The sequence below is a fragment of the Nocardia sp. NPDC050408 genome (genome assembly GCF_044458905.1).
Taxonomy (GTDB): Bacteria; Actinomycetota; Actinomycetes; order Mycobacteriales; family Mycobacteriaceae; genus Nocardia.
Map to the genome: position 1 here is coordinate 89,173 of NZ_JBITIL010000019.1, position 14,150 is coordinate 103,322.

The 14,150-nt window shown below is 66.7% G+C and carries 15 protein-coding genes; 8 read left to right on the forward strand and 7 right to left on the reverse strand.

From position 1 onward, the window contains the following. Positions 1–12 precede the first annotated feature (12 nt). From ACIBJI_RS35275 to ACIBJI_RS35300, 6 genes are all read left to right on the forward strand, one after another. Positions 13–783 carry an alpha/beta fold hydrolase gene (locus tag ACIBJI_RS35275; protein ID WP_396956407.1) on the forward strand — a complete coding sequence of 257 codons (771 nt, stop codon included), beginning with the start codon at positions 13–15 and terminating at the stop codon, positions 781–783. Further along, positions 780–1,988 (forward strand): nucleotide disphospho-sugar-binding domain-containing protein, encoded by a 1,209-nt coding sequence (locus tag ACIBJI_RS35280; RefSeq protein WP_364344946.1) that lies wholly within the window; start codon positions 780–782, stop codon positions 1,986–1,988. Before ACIBJI_RS35275 ends, ACIBJI_RS35280 begins: the two co-directional genes overlap by 4 nt. Continuing rightward, positions 1,981–3,042: a hypothetical protein gene (locus tag ACIBJI_RS35285; protein ID WP_396956405.1), complete on the forward strand. Its 1,062-nt coding sequence runs from the start codon at positions 1,981–1,983 to the stop codon at positions 3,040–3,042. Before ACIBJI_RS35280 ends, ACIBJI_RS35285 begins: the two co-directional genes overlap by 8 nt. Before the next feature lie 64 nt (positions 3,043–3,106). Then, positions 3,107–4,972, forward strand: a complete 1,866-nt coding sequence (locus tag ACIBJI_RS35290; protein ID WP_364344940.1) for a class I SAM-dependent methyltransferase — start codon at positions 3,107–3,109, stop codon at positions 4,970–4,972. Then, positions 4,969–6,162 (forward strand): nucleotide disphospho-sugar-binding domain-containing protein, encoded by a 1,194-nt coding sequence (locus ACIBJI_RS35295; protein ID WP_364344937.1) that lies wholly within the window; start codon positions 4,969–4,971, stop codon positions 6,160–6,162. Before ACIBJI_RS35290 ends, ACIBJI_RS35295 begins: the two co-directional genes overlap by 4 nt. After that, on the forward strand, positions 6,159–7,982 hold the full coding sequence (locus ACIBJI_RS35300) for a class I SAM-dependent methyltransferase (protein ID WP_364344934.1): 1,824 nt from the start codon (positions 6,159–6,161) through the stop codon (positions 7,980–7,982). Before ACIBJI_RS35295 ends, ACIBJI_RS35300 begins: the two co-directional genes overlap by 4 nt. Before the next feature lie 38 nt (positions 7,983–8,020). Here ACIBJI_RS35300 and ACIBJI_RS35305 read toward each other — a convergent pair whose 3' ends face one another. The 6 genes from ACIBJI_RS35305 to ACIBJI_RS35330 form a co-directional block, all read right to left on the reverse strand. After that, a complete protein-coding gene (locus ACIBJI_RS35305; RefSeq protein ID WP_364344931.1) occupies positions 8,021–8,563 on the reverse strand; it encodes a hypothetical protein in 543 nt (180 codons plus the stop codon). A gap of 37 nt (positions 8,564–8,600) precedes the next feature. Further along, positions 8,601–9,323, reverse strand: coding sequence for an MspA family porin (locus tag ACIBJI_RS35310; protein WP_397087664.1), 723 nt, complete (start codon positions 9,321–9,323; stop codon positions 8,601–8,603). A gap of 35 nt (positions 9,324–9,358) precedes the next feature. Further along, complete coding sequence (locus ACIBJI_RS35315) at positions 9,359–9,964, reverse strand: MspA family porin (protein ID WP_364344925.1); 606 nt, start codon at positions 9,962–9,964, stop codon at positions 9,359–9,361. A 278-nt stretch (positions 9,965–10,242) separates the two neighbouring features. Continuing rightward, positions 10,243–11,091, reverse strand: coding sequence for a class I SAM-dependent methyltransferase (locus ACIBJI_RS35320; protein WP_397087666.1), 849 nt, complete (start codon positions 11,089–11,091; stop codon positions 10,243–10,245). After that, positions 11,091–11,435, reverse strand: coding sequence for a VOC family protein (locus tag ACIBJI_RS35325; RefSeq protein WP_364344922.1), 345 nt, complete (start codon positions 11,433–11,435; stop codon positions 11,091–11,093). The genes ACIBJI_RS35320 and ACIBJI_RS35325 overlap by 1 nt, the downstream gene beginning before the upstream one ends. Before the next feature lie 20 nt (positions 11,436–11,455). Then, complete coding sequence (locus ACIBJI_RS35330; RefSeq protein ID WP_062985155.1) at positions 11,456–11,614, reverse strand: ribbon-helix-helix protein, CopG family; 159 nt, start codon at positions 11,612–11,614, stop codon at positions 11,456–11,458. Between the two features lie 133 nt (positions 11,615–11,747). Between ACIBJI_RS35330 and ACIBJI_RS35335 the strand changes: the two genes are divergently transcribed. Next, the gene (locus ACIBJI_RS35335; RefSeq protein WP_364344918.1) at positions 11,748–12,335 is read left to right on the forward strand and encodes a hypothetical protein; all 588 of its coding nucleotides are present in this window, start codon (positions 11,748–11,750) and stop codon (positions 12,333–12,335) included. A gap of 6 nt (positions 12,336–12,341) precedes the next feature. Here ACIBJI_RS35335 and ACIBJI_RS35340 read toward each other — a convergent pair whose 3' ends face one another. Then, positions 12,342–12,734 carry a cupredoxin domain-containing protein gene (locus ACIBJI_RS35340; RefSeq protein WP_364344915.1) on the reverse strand — a complete coding sequence of 131 codons (393 nt, stop codon included), beginning with the start codon at positions 12,732–12,734 and terminating at the stop codon, positions 12,342–12,344. Positions 12,735–13,123: 389 nt separating this feature from the next. Here ACIBJI_RS35340 and ACIBJI_RS35345 point away from each other — a divergent pair, with 389 nt between their 5' ends. Beyond that, entirely contained in the window at positions 13,124–14,143 is a 1,020-nt protein-coding gene (locus ACIBJI_RS35345) for an ArsR/SmtB family transcription factor (RefSeq protein ID WP_397087669.1), read from the forward strand. The last annotated feature ends 7 nt before the right edge of the window (positions 14,144–14,150 follow it).

Below are 14,150 nucleotides of genomic sequence, written 5' to 3' on the forward strand. Positions count from 1 at the left end.
CATGTGCAGCGGGTGGCATCGGCGGCGGGGCGTCGGCACACCCCGGGCGATCACACGGCCGTATGCCTGCACGGGCTCGCCGTCGACGACCTGTCGAGCTTCTACTACACACTTGCTGACCCGGTTGCCAAGGCCGGCGTCGAGGTGATCCTTTACGACCAGCGTGGTCAGGGCCTGTCGGAGCGGCCCCCGGAAGGCTATCGCCTCGAAGACGCCGTGGCGGATTTGTTTGCGATCCTCGACGCCCTGGATATCCACGATCCGGTTGTCCTGATCGGCAACAGCTACGGCGGAATTCTCGCCGGGCATGCGGCGCTGGCTCGGCCCGACCGCGTAGCGGGTCTGGTACTGATCGATGCCGGATTCGCCGGCGAGATCGTCGGTGAGTGGCTGGAACGCATGATCAACACGCTCAGTGTTGCTGGCCTGCAATATGAGCACGAACGGATCGGCGAACAGTGCGCCGCCGTGGGATGGCGCAAGTTGGCTAGGCAAGCCATCGGCATCAACGCGCTGCTCAACGAGACGACACTGATCGAGGACCTCGCCGCCGCGCCGGTGGTCGACCCGGTCCGGCTGGGCGAAATCAGCTGTCCGGTGTTGGCGGTGTTCGGCGAGCGTTCCGACATGATCGGCGCTGCACGCGAGCTGGCCGGTCAGGTCCCGGATTGCACGGTGAAGGTGTTGCCTGGGCTGGCCCACACTCTGTTACGGGAGGCGTCCGACCCGCTGGGCGAGGTAGTGGTGTCCTGGCTGGGTTCGCACGCGGGTGCACAACGATGAGCCGCTTCCTCTTCGTCGTCCCGCCGCTGGCCGGGCATATCAACCCAACGGCGGCCATCTCGGTAGAACTTGCCGAACGCGGCCACGAAGTGGCCTGGGTCGGCCACCGGGTAGCCCTCGAACCGCTGCTGCCGGCGGGTACCCGGATTTTCCCGGTCGCGGACGCGGTATCCGAGGAACGGCTGCGCGCCTTCCATGAGCGCTGGCTGCGACTGCGTGGTATCGCGGAGCTCAAGTTCTTCTGGGAAGAGTTCTTGATTCCACTCGGACACGTGATGCTGCCCGCGGTCGGTGCCGCGATCGACACGTTCGTCCCGGACGTCATCGTGTCCGATCAGCAGGCGCTTTCGGGTGCGCTAGCCGCACGCCGGGCCGGGTTGCCGTGGGCGACCTCGGTGACCACCTCATCCGAGCTGACCCGGCCGCTCGCCGCTATGCCCAAGGTCGAGTCGTGGGTGATCGAGTGCATGGCAGCTTTCCAGCGCGCTCACGGCGTCACCGACCCAGTTGATCTCCGCTGGTCGGACTACCTGGTCATGATCTACTCGACCACGGCGCTGATCGGCCGACGCGACGGTATTCCCGGACACTTCGTCTTCCCGGGACCGGTTCTGAACACCACGCTGCGGGATGTGGCCTTCCCCTGGGACTGGCTCGATCCGGTGCGCCGCACGGTGTTGGCGTCGCTGGGCACGCTGAATGCCGGAGCCGGCGGGCGCTTCTTCCGCACGCTGGTAGACGCGGTCGCCGATGAAGCGGACCGATTGCAGCTGATCATCGCGGCTCCGCCGGCGCTGATCGGCTCGGTCCCGCCGCACGTCTTGGTTCGGGAGTACGTACCCCAGTTGTCGCTGCTCGCCAAGGTTGACGCCGTCGTCTGCCACGGTGGTCACAACACGGTCTGCGAGGCACTGGCGCACGGCCTGCCAGTGGTCGTTGCACCGATCCGCGATGACCAGCCCGTCGTCGCCGCACAGATCGAGTGCGCCGGTGCGGGGGTCCAGGTGAGGTTCGCACATGTGCGGACGCCGGAGCTTCGCGAGGCCATCCGCGCGGTGCTCGACAACCCGGCCTACCGGTCGGCTGCCCGGCAGGTACAGGCGTCGTTCGAAGCGGCCGGTGGCGCCGTGGCGGCGGCCGATCACTTGGCGAAGTTGGCGGACCGTTCGCTTGCCCAGGCGCGGCATGGAGGTAACCATGGCTGACTTGGTTTCGCAGCTGGATGCGGCCCTCGACCTGCGGCTCGTTGCGCACTTCTACCAGAAACTCCACGGTCGGAATCCTGCCGGGATCTGGCAGGCGCCAGGTGCTGTCCCTTTGCTGAGCGACAATGGCGGGTCAGTTGCGACCGCGACCGAGTGGGGTGCGATCGTGGCCGTCGAACCACGAGATGGCGACACCGTCGAATTGCGATCGCTCAGCCGGTTGGCCGAGCGGGCCTCGGTGGACTTCGCGAGCTACTCGCCCGGCCGCGGGGTCGCATCGGGTCCGGACTGGGCGGTCGAACCACTGGCCGTCGTGTGGGCATTTCGCGAGTCCGGGTATTCGCTGGGCGGTGCGGCGATCACCGTCCAGACCGACCTTCCGCGCGGCAGCGGACCGGCGGTGCCGGTGGCGGCGGCGTGCGCGACTGGACTTGCCCTGCGCGACCTGTGTGGACTCGAAATTTCCGACACCGATCTGATCGACCTGGTCAGCGACGGGCTCCACGCATTCTCGGTTGCCGTCGCAGCGCCGGGACTGGTGGCCGCGTCGCTGCTGTTGGGCGGTGGTGAGGCGCTCGCCTGCGACAGCCGCGGCGGCTCGCTGGACCGCCTCACTTTGGAGTTGAGGGATGCGGGGCTTCGGCTGCTGATTGTCGATACCCGAGTGCGCCGACACCTCGGTGAGGGCGATTTCGCCGCGATGACCCGGATCGACGCCGGTGGCCGCAGCCTGCCTGATCAGGCGGGAGCGCTGCTGCGCGCCGGTGACGTGCGAGGCCTTGGACCGCTGCTCACCGCTGCACACGACGTCCTTCGGCATGCGGGGTGGAGCAGTCCTGAGCAGGACCTGGTGGTGGCTGCCGTGCTGGAGGCGGGGGCGCTCGGTGCCCGCATGGTCATCGAGGAAACCGGCCTCCCGGTGATCGCGCTGGTGCCTATCGAGCAGGTCGGCGCGGTCCGATCGGCGGTAGCGCACGCATTTCGCCGGTGGGGCCGGCCGCCACCGCGGTCGCTATCCACCGCCACCGCACGGCGCGCGCGGCGCGTCGCCTGAGGTAACACTGGAAGGGGCACCCGACATGAATTCGCTCGTAAGGGGTCGAAGGCGTTGGGCCGATATGTTTCCCCCGCTGTTCGCGACCGGAGTTCTCGTCAACGGTGTCCGGCTTCGCCGGCGCCTGCGCCGCCTGGCCGTGCTGGAGCCGGCCACGGAACCAGTTGCGGATGGCCACAGTTTCCTCACCGCAACAGGTGTGGAGCTGGACGAGGCCACCAGGCGGGCCGCGAGCGCCTTCGCGCGCTTGCACGGGTTGGACGTCGTCGACCTGGTTCCGGCGAATCTGTCGGTTGACCTGGCGATGGACTTGGGACGGCGGATCAACCCAGCTACTTTCCGGGGCGACGCGTTCGCGCTGGGGCGAGGGGCCCATCACGCGATTCTCGCCGACCGGGCTGTTCTCCAACGTGCGGGCGTTGCGCAGTTCGATGAGCTGGAGCTGACCGAGCTGGCCCGGATCACGATTCTCCTGAAACGGCAGGCCTATGACTCAACCGAGGTAGTGGTTGCGCCGGGTCTGCGGGCGCTGCCCGAACGGACCGACAAGGGCCGCGCACTCCTGCGGGTGCTCTTCCCGTTCGAGCACCAGGTCCGCTTGGCACTGCCGGGTGTTCAGTACGCCGCTTTGGCTCTGAGCGTTCTGGTAAATCCGGCCCGGGGCTTGATTGCCGCCGCAATGTTCTGTCTCCAGCCCTACCTTGTTTTCGCAGGCCGGCACCACCCCCTTGCCCCACCCGATCTGCACCGTGCGGTACTGGTGCGTTCGGTACTTGCTCCGCGGCGATGGTGGCGTGCTCTGCGAGGTCCCGCGCCCCAGGCCATGGCCAGACGCGCGCTGGCAGCCGATCGCCGGCCGGTGTACGCCGCCGAGCTAGCTGCCGGGATCGAGCGATTCTTCGAATCCCGCCGGATCAGCTGTCCCTGGTGCGGCGGGACCGACCTGTCGGTCCGGGTGGCCACGCCCGATCTCCTTCAGCACAAGCCGGGACGGTTCACCCTGGAGCAGTGCCGGCAATGCGGGCACATCTTCCAGAACCCGAGGCTGACCGCAGCTGGGCTGGAGTTCTACTACCGCGATTTTTACGACGGCCTCGGCGCGGAGTTGCAAGAGGCGGCCTTCGAGCACCCCTATCCGAGGGGCGTTTATCAGGCTCGGGCCACGATGCTCGCGCCGTTCACCACGCCCAAGTCGTGGTTGGATGTCGGCACCGGCCACGGCCACTTCTGCGCCGCCGCCCGCGTGGTCTGGCCTCAAACGCTGTTCGATGGGCTGGATATGTCGAACAGCATCGAGGAGGCTGAGCGGCGGGGTTGGGTCTCGCGGGGCTACCGGGGACAGTTCCCCGAGCTGATCGAGCAGTTGGCGGGTCGGTACGACGTAGTGAGCATGCACCACTACTTGGAGCACACGCGCGAGCCATTGGCCGAGCTGGATGCGGCGGCCCGAATACTGCGGCCCGGCGGCTACCTCCTGATCGAGGTGCCCGATCCCGAGTGGCCATTGGCTCGGCTCCTCGGACGGTACTGGCTGCCCTGGTTCCAGCCGCAACACCTGCACATGTTCCCGGTCGCGAACCTCGAGCGGACCTTGGCCGAACGGGGGTTCACGACCGTCGCCGAGGAGCACGGCCGAGCGCACATGGGCGTCGGCCTCACTCTCGCCGTCGGGCTGTTCCTGCGGGATCTCATGCCGCAGGTGGACTATCCATGGTCACAATCCTCTGCGACGCTCCCGCGTCGACTCTGGCAGGCCGGCATTTGGCTAGCGGGCTCGCCGCTGGTCGTCGTCGGCTTCGTGGCCGACCAGATCCTCGACGGAGTGACCCGCCATACGGGTCGCGGCGATGCCTACCGAGTGCTCGCCCGGATGGACGAAGGGCACGGTCCGGCCGAAATACCCCCAGCGGCGGAAGAAGGTGCCCCGTGAGTCGGTTTCTGTTCGTTGTGCCTCCGCTCGCCGCCCACGTCCACCCGACTGCGGCGGTCGGCGCGGAGTTGGTCGCTCGCGGCCACGACGTCGCCTGGGTCGGCCACCTCGAACACATCAGCCCCATGCTGCCGCCGGGGGCCCGCGCGATCGAGGTGGGTTACCCGGACAGCGGATCCCCCGAACCGGTGGGGTCGCGGCAGTGGGGGGAGTCGATGCAGAGTCGTCGCCGCGGGATGCGTGGGCCTGCGGCGTTCCGGTTCCTGTGGGAGGAGTTTCTGATCCCGCTCGCCACCTCGATGGTGCCGGGTGTCGAGGCCGCGGTTGATGACTTCTGCCCCGACGTGGTGGCTGTGGATCAGCACACCCTCGCCGGCGCGCTCGTCGCCCACGCCCGTCGCCTGCCATGGGCGACCTTGGCGATCATGTCCGCTGAGCTGGTCGACGCCCCTGGGCCCAAACTGCAGGCCTGGGTCACCGAGCGCGTGAACGGCTTTATGCGCCGATTCGATGGTCTGGGTGTGGACACTTCCGAGGCGGGTGACCTGCGCTTCTCCGAGCACCTAGTGCTCGCCTTCACGACGGCGGCGCTCGTCGGCCCGCTCGAGCGGTTCCCCGGCCACTACCGGTTTGTCGGACCCTCGATCTATCCGCGTGGCGGTGACTTCCCCTGGGATCGCCTCGACCCTGCCCGCCAACATGTGTTTCTAACGCTCGGGACCGTCGCCGGCGACGTAGGGCAGCGCTTTCTTTCCACGGCGATCGAGGCGGTGGAATCCGTGACGGATCGAATCCAGCTGATAGTGGTCGCCCCACCAGGGGCGATCGACTCGTCCAAGGCGGACGTGCTGGTGCGCGACTTCGTGCCCTATCTGGAACTGCTGCCACATCTCGATGTCGTGGTGTGTCACGCCGGGCATACCACGACCTGCGAGGCCCTCGCTTTTGGCGTGCCGCTGGTGGTAGCCCCGATCCGCGATGACAACCCGGTCGTCGCGGGGCAGGTCGAGGCCGCTGGGGCCGGGATCAGGGTGAAGTTCGGCCGGGTGCGGGCCGCCGAGCTGTGCGAGGCGATATTGACGGTCCTGGACGATCCGTCGTACCGCCGGGCGGCGTTACGGGTGCAAGCCTCCTTCGCGGCCGCCGGTGGGTCCGTGGCCGCGGCCGACTGCCTGGAGAAATTGGTATGAGCCGCCCGCGACTGCGCACAGTGTTGCCGTTGCTGGTTACCGGTGGGCTGATGTGCAACGGGTGGCGGCTGCGCCGCCGGTTATCCGCGTTGCGGACCTTAGCGCCGGCTGACGAGCCGGTCGGCGAGGGGCTGCGTTTCGTTACTGCGGAAGGAGTCGCTCTGGACGACGCCGTCCAGCGCTCGGCGGCCGCTTATGCACGCAAACACGGGGTGGCGGTGCTTGATCTCGTGCCAGCGGACCTGCCTGTCGAAGCCGCGCTGGATCTGGCCCGCGTAGTGGATCCCGCAACCTACCGCAGCGCACGGTTGCGTCCCGGACGCGGTGCAGCGCATGCCCTGGCAGTCCAGCCCGCGGTTCTGGAGCGAGCGAAGTTCAACAAGATCGCCGACCTGGATCCGGTGGAGATCACCGAGTTCACCGCCGAGGCAAAACGATGCGCCCCCTCGGACTCGGATCTGGTGGTGGCAGCCCACCTCGCGGCGGTTGATGTCGACCTCGGCAAGCGGCGAGCCGCTCTGGAAGCCACCGGATTTCCTGGGGTGTGGGCGTTGGCCCCCCTCGTGGTTCGATACGCGCTACTGGCTGCCGGGTTCTGCGCCCATCGTGGCTGGGGTGCTGCGGCGGTACTGATGTACTGTGTCCAGCCCTATCTCGTCGTGGCCGGTGGCCCGCTCCGTCCCCGGGACCTCGCATGGGCTTGGCTGCGGCCAGTGCGTGAGCCCTACACCTGGATCAGGACGACTTCGGGCAAGTGGCGCTCGCCGGAACAGGAGCGGGAGCGCGCAGGGGCCGCCGCTGCCAGGCAACGTTACGCGCGGGATCTCGCGTCCGGCACGGCGCGATTCTTCGAGACACGTCGAGAGACCTGTCCGTGGTGTGGCGGTCATGTGCTGAGGAAATGGGTCGAATCGCCGGACTTCAGTCAGCGTAAGCCCGGAATCTTTCGGCTGGACAAGTGCCTGGAGTGTGGCCATGTTTTCCAGAATCCGCGGCTGTCTGTGGCCGGCTTGGAGTTCTACTACCGCGACTTTTTCGACGGTTCCGGTGCGGCGATGGCGGATTTCAGCTTTACGGTGACGGCGCCGGTCTATCGGGATCGGGCGGTGATGTTGGCTCCGTTCACCACACCCGAGCGCTGGCTGGATGTCGGCACGGGGCAGGCCCACTTCTGCAATGCCGCTCGCGAGGTGTGGCCGGAGACGGTCTTCGATGGGCTGGACATGAGCGTGAATATCGAGCGTGCGCAGCAGCGCGGCTGGGTCTGTCGCGGCTTTCGCGGGTTCTTTCCCGAGCTGGCGGAGGAGTTGGCTGGGCGCTACGACGTGGTCAGCATGCACCACTACTTGGAGCACACGCGCGAACCCTTCGCCGAGCTCGATGCCGCGGCGCGGGTGTTGCCGCCCGGTGGCTACCTGCTCATCGAGGTTCCCGACCCCGAGTGGCCGCTGGCGCGGCTGCTCGGGCGGTACTGGCCGGGCTGGTCGCAGCCGCAGCACCAGCACCTCTTCCCGCTCGCCAACCTCCGAACGGCTTTGGCCGCACGGGGTTTCACTTCCGTGGCCGAACAACGTGCACAAGCTCAGATGCCTTTGGACTTCAGCGGATCCGCTCTCTTCCGAGTCGCCACGCTCATGCCGGACCTGTCTACGTGGTCACCGTTCGCCGCGACCCGTTTCCGTCGGCTGCGGCGCGTTGGGACCTGGATAGTGGGAGCGCCGGTCATCCTCGCAGGCGGGGTTGTCGACCAGGCGATCAAGGCGGCGCTGCGCGATGGAAGCGGGAGTAACTGCTATCGACTGCTGGCCCGCAGAGACTGAACGAAATCCATTGCCCTGCAGGTTGTGCACGGCTCCCGCTAACTCTGGTACGGGTGATTGGTGAACTGGACTTGGCCCGACTCCGGGAAGTGGGCCGCGCTGAGGGTGACGCTGCCGACGAAATTGTCGTGGCCGGGGCTGAACAAGGCTGAGTAGCCGCTGTTGCCCCAATAGCCGGGGCCATTGGCATGTGCGGTGAAGCTGCCGGTTTCGCCGGTGTCGACGTTGCGGTAGTTCAGGGTGATGTCGAGCGAGCAGGGGCCGAGGCCGATCATCTGGGCGGACACGGTGAACGCGGCCATGCCCGGGTAGGCATTGCCGTTGACCGACGAGTCGACTATCGCGACGCACGGGCCGTTGGTCAGTGCGTAGATCGTCGCGAACTTGCCGCCGCTCGAGTCAGCGGAAGCCGGTGCGGCCGAGGCGATTACGGCGGCTGCGGTAATCGCGGAGAGAGAGAAAGCGGTGACGGACCGGATCGAACGCATCAATACCCCCAGTTGTGGGTGCTGGTCATGCCGTGCGACGGTACCAGTTCTTCCCTGCGCCCCAAGACCGTTCGCGCAGAACAGTGCTGGCATCCACCACACTGGCTTCGGTGAATCTCGCGCGATGATGTCAGCCGAGGCCGAAGGGTTGGCCCCATAGGGTTTCGGAGTCGTCCATGACATTGTCGTGCACGGTGACCGTGGTGTAGGCGCGAGCTTCGGCGGCGCCGGCGCAACCTTCTACCGACAGTGTGTGGTCCACGTACTGGGTTATGCCCGATGTGCCGGTGAAGGTGTAGTCCTCGATTTCCTTGGTGGCTACCTTGCCGGGCTTCAACTGGACGCTCAGGGAGGGGTCGGCATAGGGCGAGATCCCTGAGTCGCCTGCGGTGCCACCGGCGTACCCGCCCGCGGTGATGCCGCCATTGCCCCCGCCGCCACCACCGTCGCCGTTGTCGGTACCCGCGGGCGCGTCGGTTTTCGGTTGCGGCGGCGGCGTATCGCCGCTGCCGTCCGCGTGCGTGCCACTGCCGAGATCGACCTGGCAGCCGACGAGGTAACCGGTCTCGATCCGACCGCCGGTGACCGTGATATCGGCGGGTGCGGTGATGTGCACCGAGGTCACACCGGAAACCCACGCATTGCGGGAGAGTGGGCTCGCGGCCATCGACCCGGAGATCGTCGCATGTTCACCGGTGCGGTCGACCGCGACGACAAGGCCATCGCGAGTGATGAACTGGTCGTGGCCATCGAGCAGGGGTACGGAGGTATCGGCTTGTGCCGCACCGGATGTCACCAGTGCCAGGGGCAGGACCGCGCACGTCATGATTGCGGCGCCGACTGAACGGCGCATCGCGCTGTTCCTCTCATTCGATCGCATTACGCCGCTCATCCGACGCTGAACGGGTCGCCGTACAAAGTCACTTCGGCCGACCCTTGGTCGTTGGTCACGGTCAGGGAGCTGAACGCGCGCGCCTGCGCGTATCCGCCGCACCCGCTCAGCTGGACACCGCGATTGCGGTAGGCGATACCGACGGCACCCGCTGCGGGGTCGAGCTTCTTCGTGCCGAACTTCACCACGGCGACGCCGCCGGGCAACAGTTTGATACTCGGAGTCAATTCCGGCGATACCGAGCCGGGCGATAGGTAGACATCACCGCCGAGTGACAGCCCGCCGGACAGATCTGCCTGGCAGCCGATCAGATAGCCGGTCTCCAAACTGCCTGCTGTCGCGCCCGGAGCCGTCGCGTACGCGGTCGCCGACAGCTGCGCTGTGCGTGACATGCCATTGGCGGCGAGGGACTGGGAGATGATCGCGGTCTCACCGGTCCTGGTCAGATCCACCGGAATACCCGTTGCGGTCGTCAAGGCTTGCTCGCCGTCGGGCAGCGGCACCACCGTGTCCGCCTGCGCGAACCCACCTCCGAGCATCAGCACCGCCAACCCGACGCTGATACCGGCCGACCACCGGCCGACGCCATCGATCACCCTCATCAAACCTCATCCTCAACCCGCCAGCAGCTACCGGAGAACTTCGCACGCAAACCTGGGCGTGAGCTGGGAATCAGCATTGTGGTTGCTGTCGAACGCGACGGGGCGGTACTTCTATCACGGTGCCGTTCCGGTGGGGCGTATCCAGCGTTCAGGTGCGATGACGTAGGGCGTCGATGACGGTGCGCGCCGCATTGGACGGAGTGCGCCGGGCACTGTAGGCGATGGCGAGTTTTCACGGAATCGGTTCGGCCGCTTCGGAATACGCGATGCCGGGGTCGTTAAGTCGTCGCTACCAGGAACTGCTCCGCGCTCGGGGGACGCAGGCCGTCGGTTCGGTCGGCGAAGTAGCGCTGGGTCAGGATGGACGTCGAAATGTGTTGCGCCGATGCGAAACCCGCTGCCTCGGCCAGCTCGATCAGTTCATCGGGACTGAAGAGGCTGAGGAATGGCACTCCACTTGCGCGTGCGGCATTCTCCACGGCCTGGCGTATCGCGCGTTCCTCCGCATCCAGTAGGTCCAGCGGCAGTTGGAAGGTCATGGCCAAGGTGGAGCCGGGTGCGAGGGCCGAGATCCGCTGTAGTGTCTGAATATTCGCTTCGCGTGTGAGGTACATGGAGACGCCGGTTTCGGCGACCACCGCGCGACGGGACGGGTCGAAGCCCGCCGAGATGAGTCGGTCCCACCAGGATTCGGCCTCGAAATCGACCGGAACCAGCCGCAGCCACTTCGGAATTCCGAACCCGAGTTCGTCCAACCGCTGCCGTTTCCATGCCTGTGGGCCCGGCTGATCGACCTCGAATACGGTTAGGCCGGAAGCGATTTCGGGTCGACGCTGCGCGAAGGTGTCGAGTCCGGCGCCGAGGATGACGTATTGGTCGACGCCGTGCGCCGCCTGCTCGACCACCAGATCCTCGACGAATCGGGCGCGCGCCACGACGCACGCGCGCGACAGGCTCGTCGTCTCGGGATCCATATCCCCTCGCGCGCGCCATCCGGCGTCGGGGTCGATGAGCCGCAGCCCGATCTCGTCTTCGAGTACATGCGGCGCCGGATCGATCTCGACGTGCAAAGCCCGCCACAGTGCCACGCGCTCCGCCGTGCTCTCGGGGCCGATGACCTGTTGCATCAGCCGACCTTTCCGACCTGCAGACTCCACACCCGTCCGTCCGGGTCGCGCACCGTCATTTCCTTTGTCCCGTAATGGGTTTCCTCGAACGGCGTGACCACCTCGACGTCACTGCTCGGTCGGAACGCATCCGGTTCGGTCACCGTCAGTACGAGTTGTGTCTGTGGGGTCTGGCTGCGTGGGACCTCGGCGATGAATACATAGGGACCGTCGCCATTGCGGAACAGTCCGGAGTTGTGGTCGGTGGTGAATTCGGGTTCGAAGCCGAGCGCCTGAAAGAACCGCGCCGACTTGCCCCAATTGTGCGTCTCGACGAATACGCCTTCGATACCCTGCGTCGTCATATCGTCTCTCCTTGTCGCGCTCACGGTTGCTGATCGTGGGTGTCGTCGAGGTATCCGCGCAGCGCCTCCGCGACCAATGCCGACAGTGACATCCCGGACTCGATGGCCCGGAACTTGACCTGCTTGATCAATCCCACCGGCAAATACACGTTGAACTGCTTCACATCCTCGTCACCCACGCACCGATGCTAGCATTCTAGAAAGCTAGTAACAAGATCATCGTGTGTGCACAGCCATGCATGGTGATCTTGATCAGGGGCCGGAATGTGGGGGCATTCGGCGGGCCGCGGGGCGGCGCGATAACTTGAGCGGGTGATCAAGAGTTCGGTATCCACGACGGCGGGGGCATGGCGGGCAGGTGACGGCGTCCCGGTGACGTTGCGGGAGGCGACGGTGGCATGGGCCTTTGCGGCACATGCGGAGCTGTCCGAGGTCGCCACGGGGTACGGGAACTTCATCACTGTGGATGAGTTGGCCGAGCGGGTGCAGGAAACGTCCGGGGTGCATACGGGTGCGCCGACGCGGACGTGGATGGAGGCGATTCTGCGCAAGGTCGCGCGGCGTTGCCACAATGCGGGCGAGCCACCGCTGACTTCGCTGTGCGTGCAGGCGAACCACACCGTCGGCGACACCTACAAGTACGTGCTGGAACTGGCCGGGTTGCCGATTCCGAAGGACCTCGAGCTGCACGCCTCCTACGCCAGGTGGCAGTGCTACGAGCATCATGGTGCCGCCATGCCCGCCGAGCCGACCGCCCCGCCGCTCACGCCGAAGGTCGCGGGCCGCCGCTCCGCGAGCACCGCCGCGCAGGAGGCCAAGCCGGAGCCTGTCCGCGCGCCGGTGTGCGAACAGTGCTTCATCCAGCTGCCTGCCAGTGGGACCTGCCAGTACTGCGTGTAGGCGGCGTCACGGCGAAATGGACCTCCGCACGCTCAAAGCGCCCTCCATGTTCGCGTGATACCGGCAGTAGAAGGGGTGCGAGCCGACTTCATCGGGCGCGGTGAAGGTGATGGTCTGGCCCGGGCCGATCTCGTGATCGAACAGGCCCGGGCGTTTGCTGGTGATGCTGTGTTTCACCGAATCGTGGTTGACCACCGTGAGCACCGCACCCGGTGCAATCGGGGGTGTGCCGCTGTAGTTCTCGTGTCCGATGGTGATGGTGACCGCGGATATCGGCGCGGGGCCGGACCACGTGGGTGCGGCGCTCTCCTGCGAGGAGCCGCACCCTGCCGCCCAGGCGGTGATGAGCAAACCGATCGCGATTCGATGTCGCCACGGCGAGGTTCGAGTGCTGTTCACCTAGACCGGCTGCCCACAATTCGAGCTGCCATGCCCACCGGCTATAACAAGTTGACGATCGGTGATGTCTCCGTGCTCGGCGGTGTTTAGGCCACGACCGAAACATGGTGGGGGTCGGGCCCGCCGATTCCTAGGCTGCTGAACAGTGCGGATTCAGGAGTCGACGATGGTGAACGATGTATTGGCGCGGCCGGTAGGCCTGATGCTGGGATGGCCGAGCGTGACCGGTTGGCGGAAACGGTGGCGACCGAGCTGGTTTCGTTGGACGGCCACGCAGTCGGCCGCCGATCAAATCCTGAGTATGGATCCGGTCCTCGCGGTAATGCTGCGAGGACCGCGGTGATCGCGGGTACCGTGAGGTGCCTCGGTACCACGATGCGGGGCAGCGTATGAAGCGGATCTACTGCACACCCGAGGATCTGACGCGCATCCGGATCGGGGCGCCGCTCGGCGCGATGGGCGAAACAATGCTGGCCACCCGGGTGGTGCAACGCACCGACGCGACGTTGTACAGCGGCTGGCGCGGGCAGGTGCGGCGCGCGATGCCGGACAACTTCGGCGTGCTCGCGGATATCTTCCCCGGCGTGCACCACTTCGTCGACCTGATCACACCGACCCGTGGTGCGCGGTCGATATCGGCGGGGATCGAGGCATTGCATCTGGCCTCCCGTGACGAACTCCGCCGCGAGGTGGAGCACGCAGGCCGCCGGCGGGCACTGACCGACCACCCGCTGCCCGCGTGGACGCGGCATCTGTCCGACCGCGACAGCGCCGCCCGCCACGATGTCGCGCTCGCCGTCGAGGCATTCCATGCGGTGGCATTCGCCGGTCGGTGGGCGCATGTGCAGTCGTATCTGGAGGTGGCGGCCGAGCGGATGGCGCGCAGCATCGCGACCGAGGGCGTCGAACGGTTCTTCGCCGGACTGGCACCCTTCGCGCGGTGGCGCGCGCCCGCGCTCGAGGTGCTCACCCCGATGGAATGCAACGACGAACATCTCGACGGGCGCGGCCTGAGCATCATTCCCTCGCTGTTCATCTGGCCCGGACCGAAGCTGCTGAAGTCCACCATCGATAAGGACGCGCCGATGACGCTGGTGGTTCCGGTGCTACGTGATATCGCCGATTTCGCCACGGCCTGGGGTCCCCGCGCGACCAACGAGGCGCTGAGCGCACTACTCGGCCGGACGCGCGCCGCCGCCCTCCAGGAGATCGCCGAGGGCTGCACAACGACCGAACTCGCTCGCCGACTGGGTATTTCACCCGCGACGGCGAGCGAACACGCATCGATATTGCGCGAGGCCGGGCTGATCGAGAGCTGGCGGCACCGCAATGCGATGCGGCATCAGGCGACCACCTTGGGCATTGCATTGCTCGACGGTGATCTCGACAGCGGGGTGCGCATCGCCTAGTGCCCCG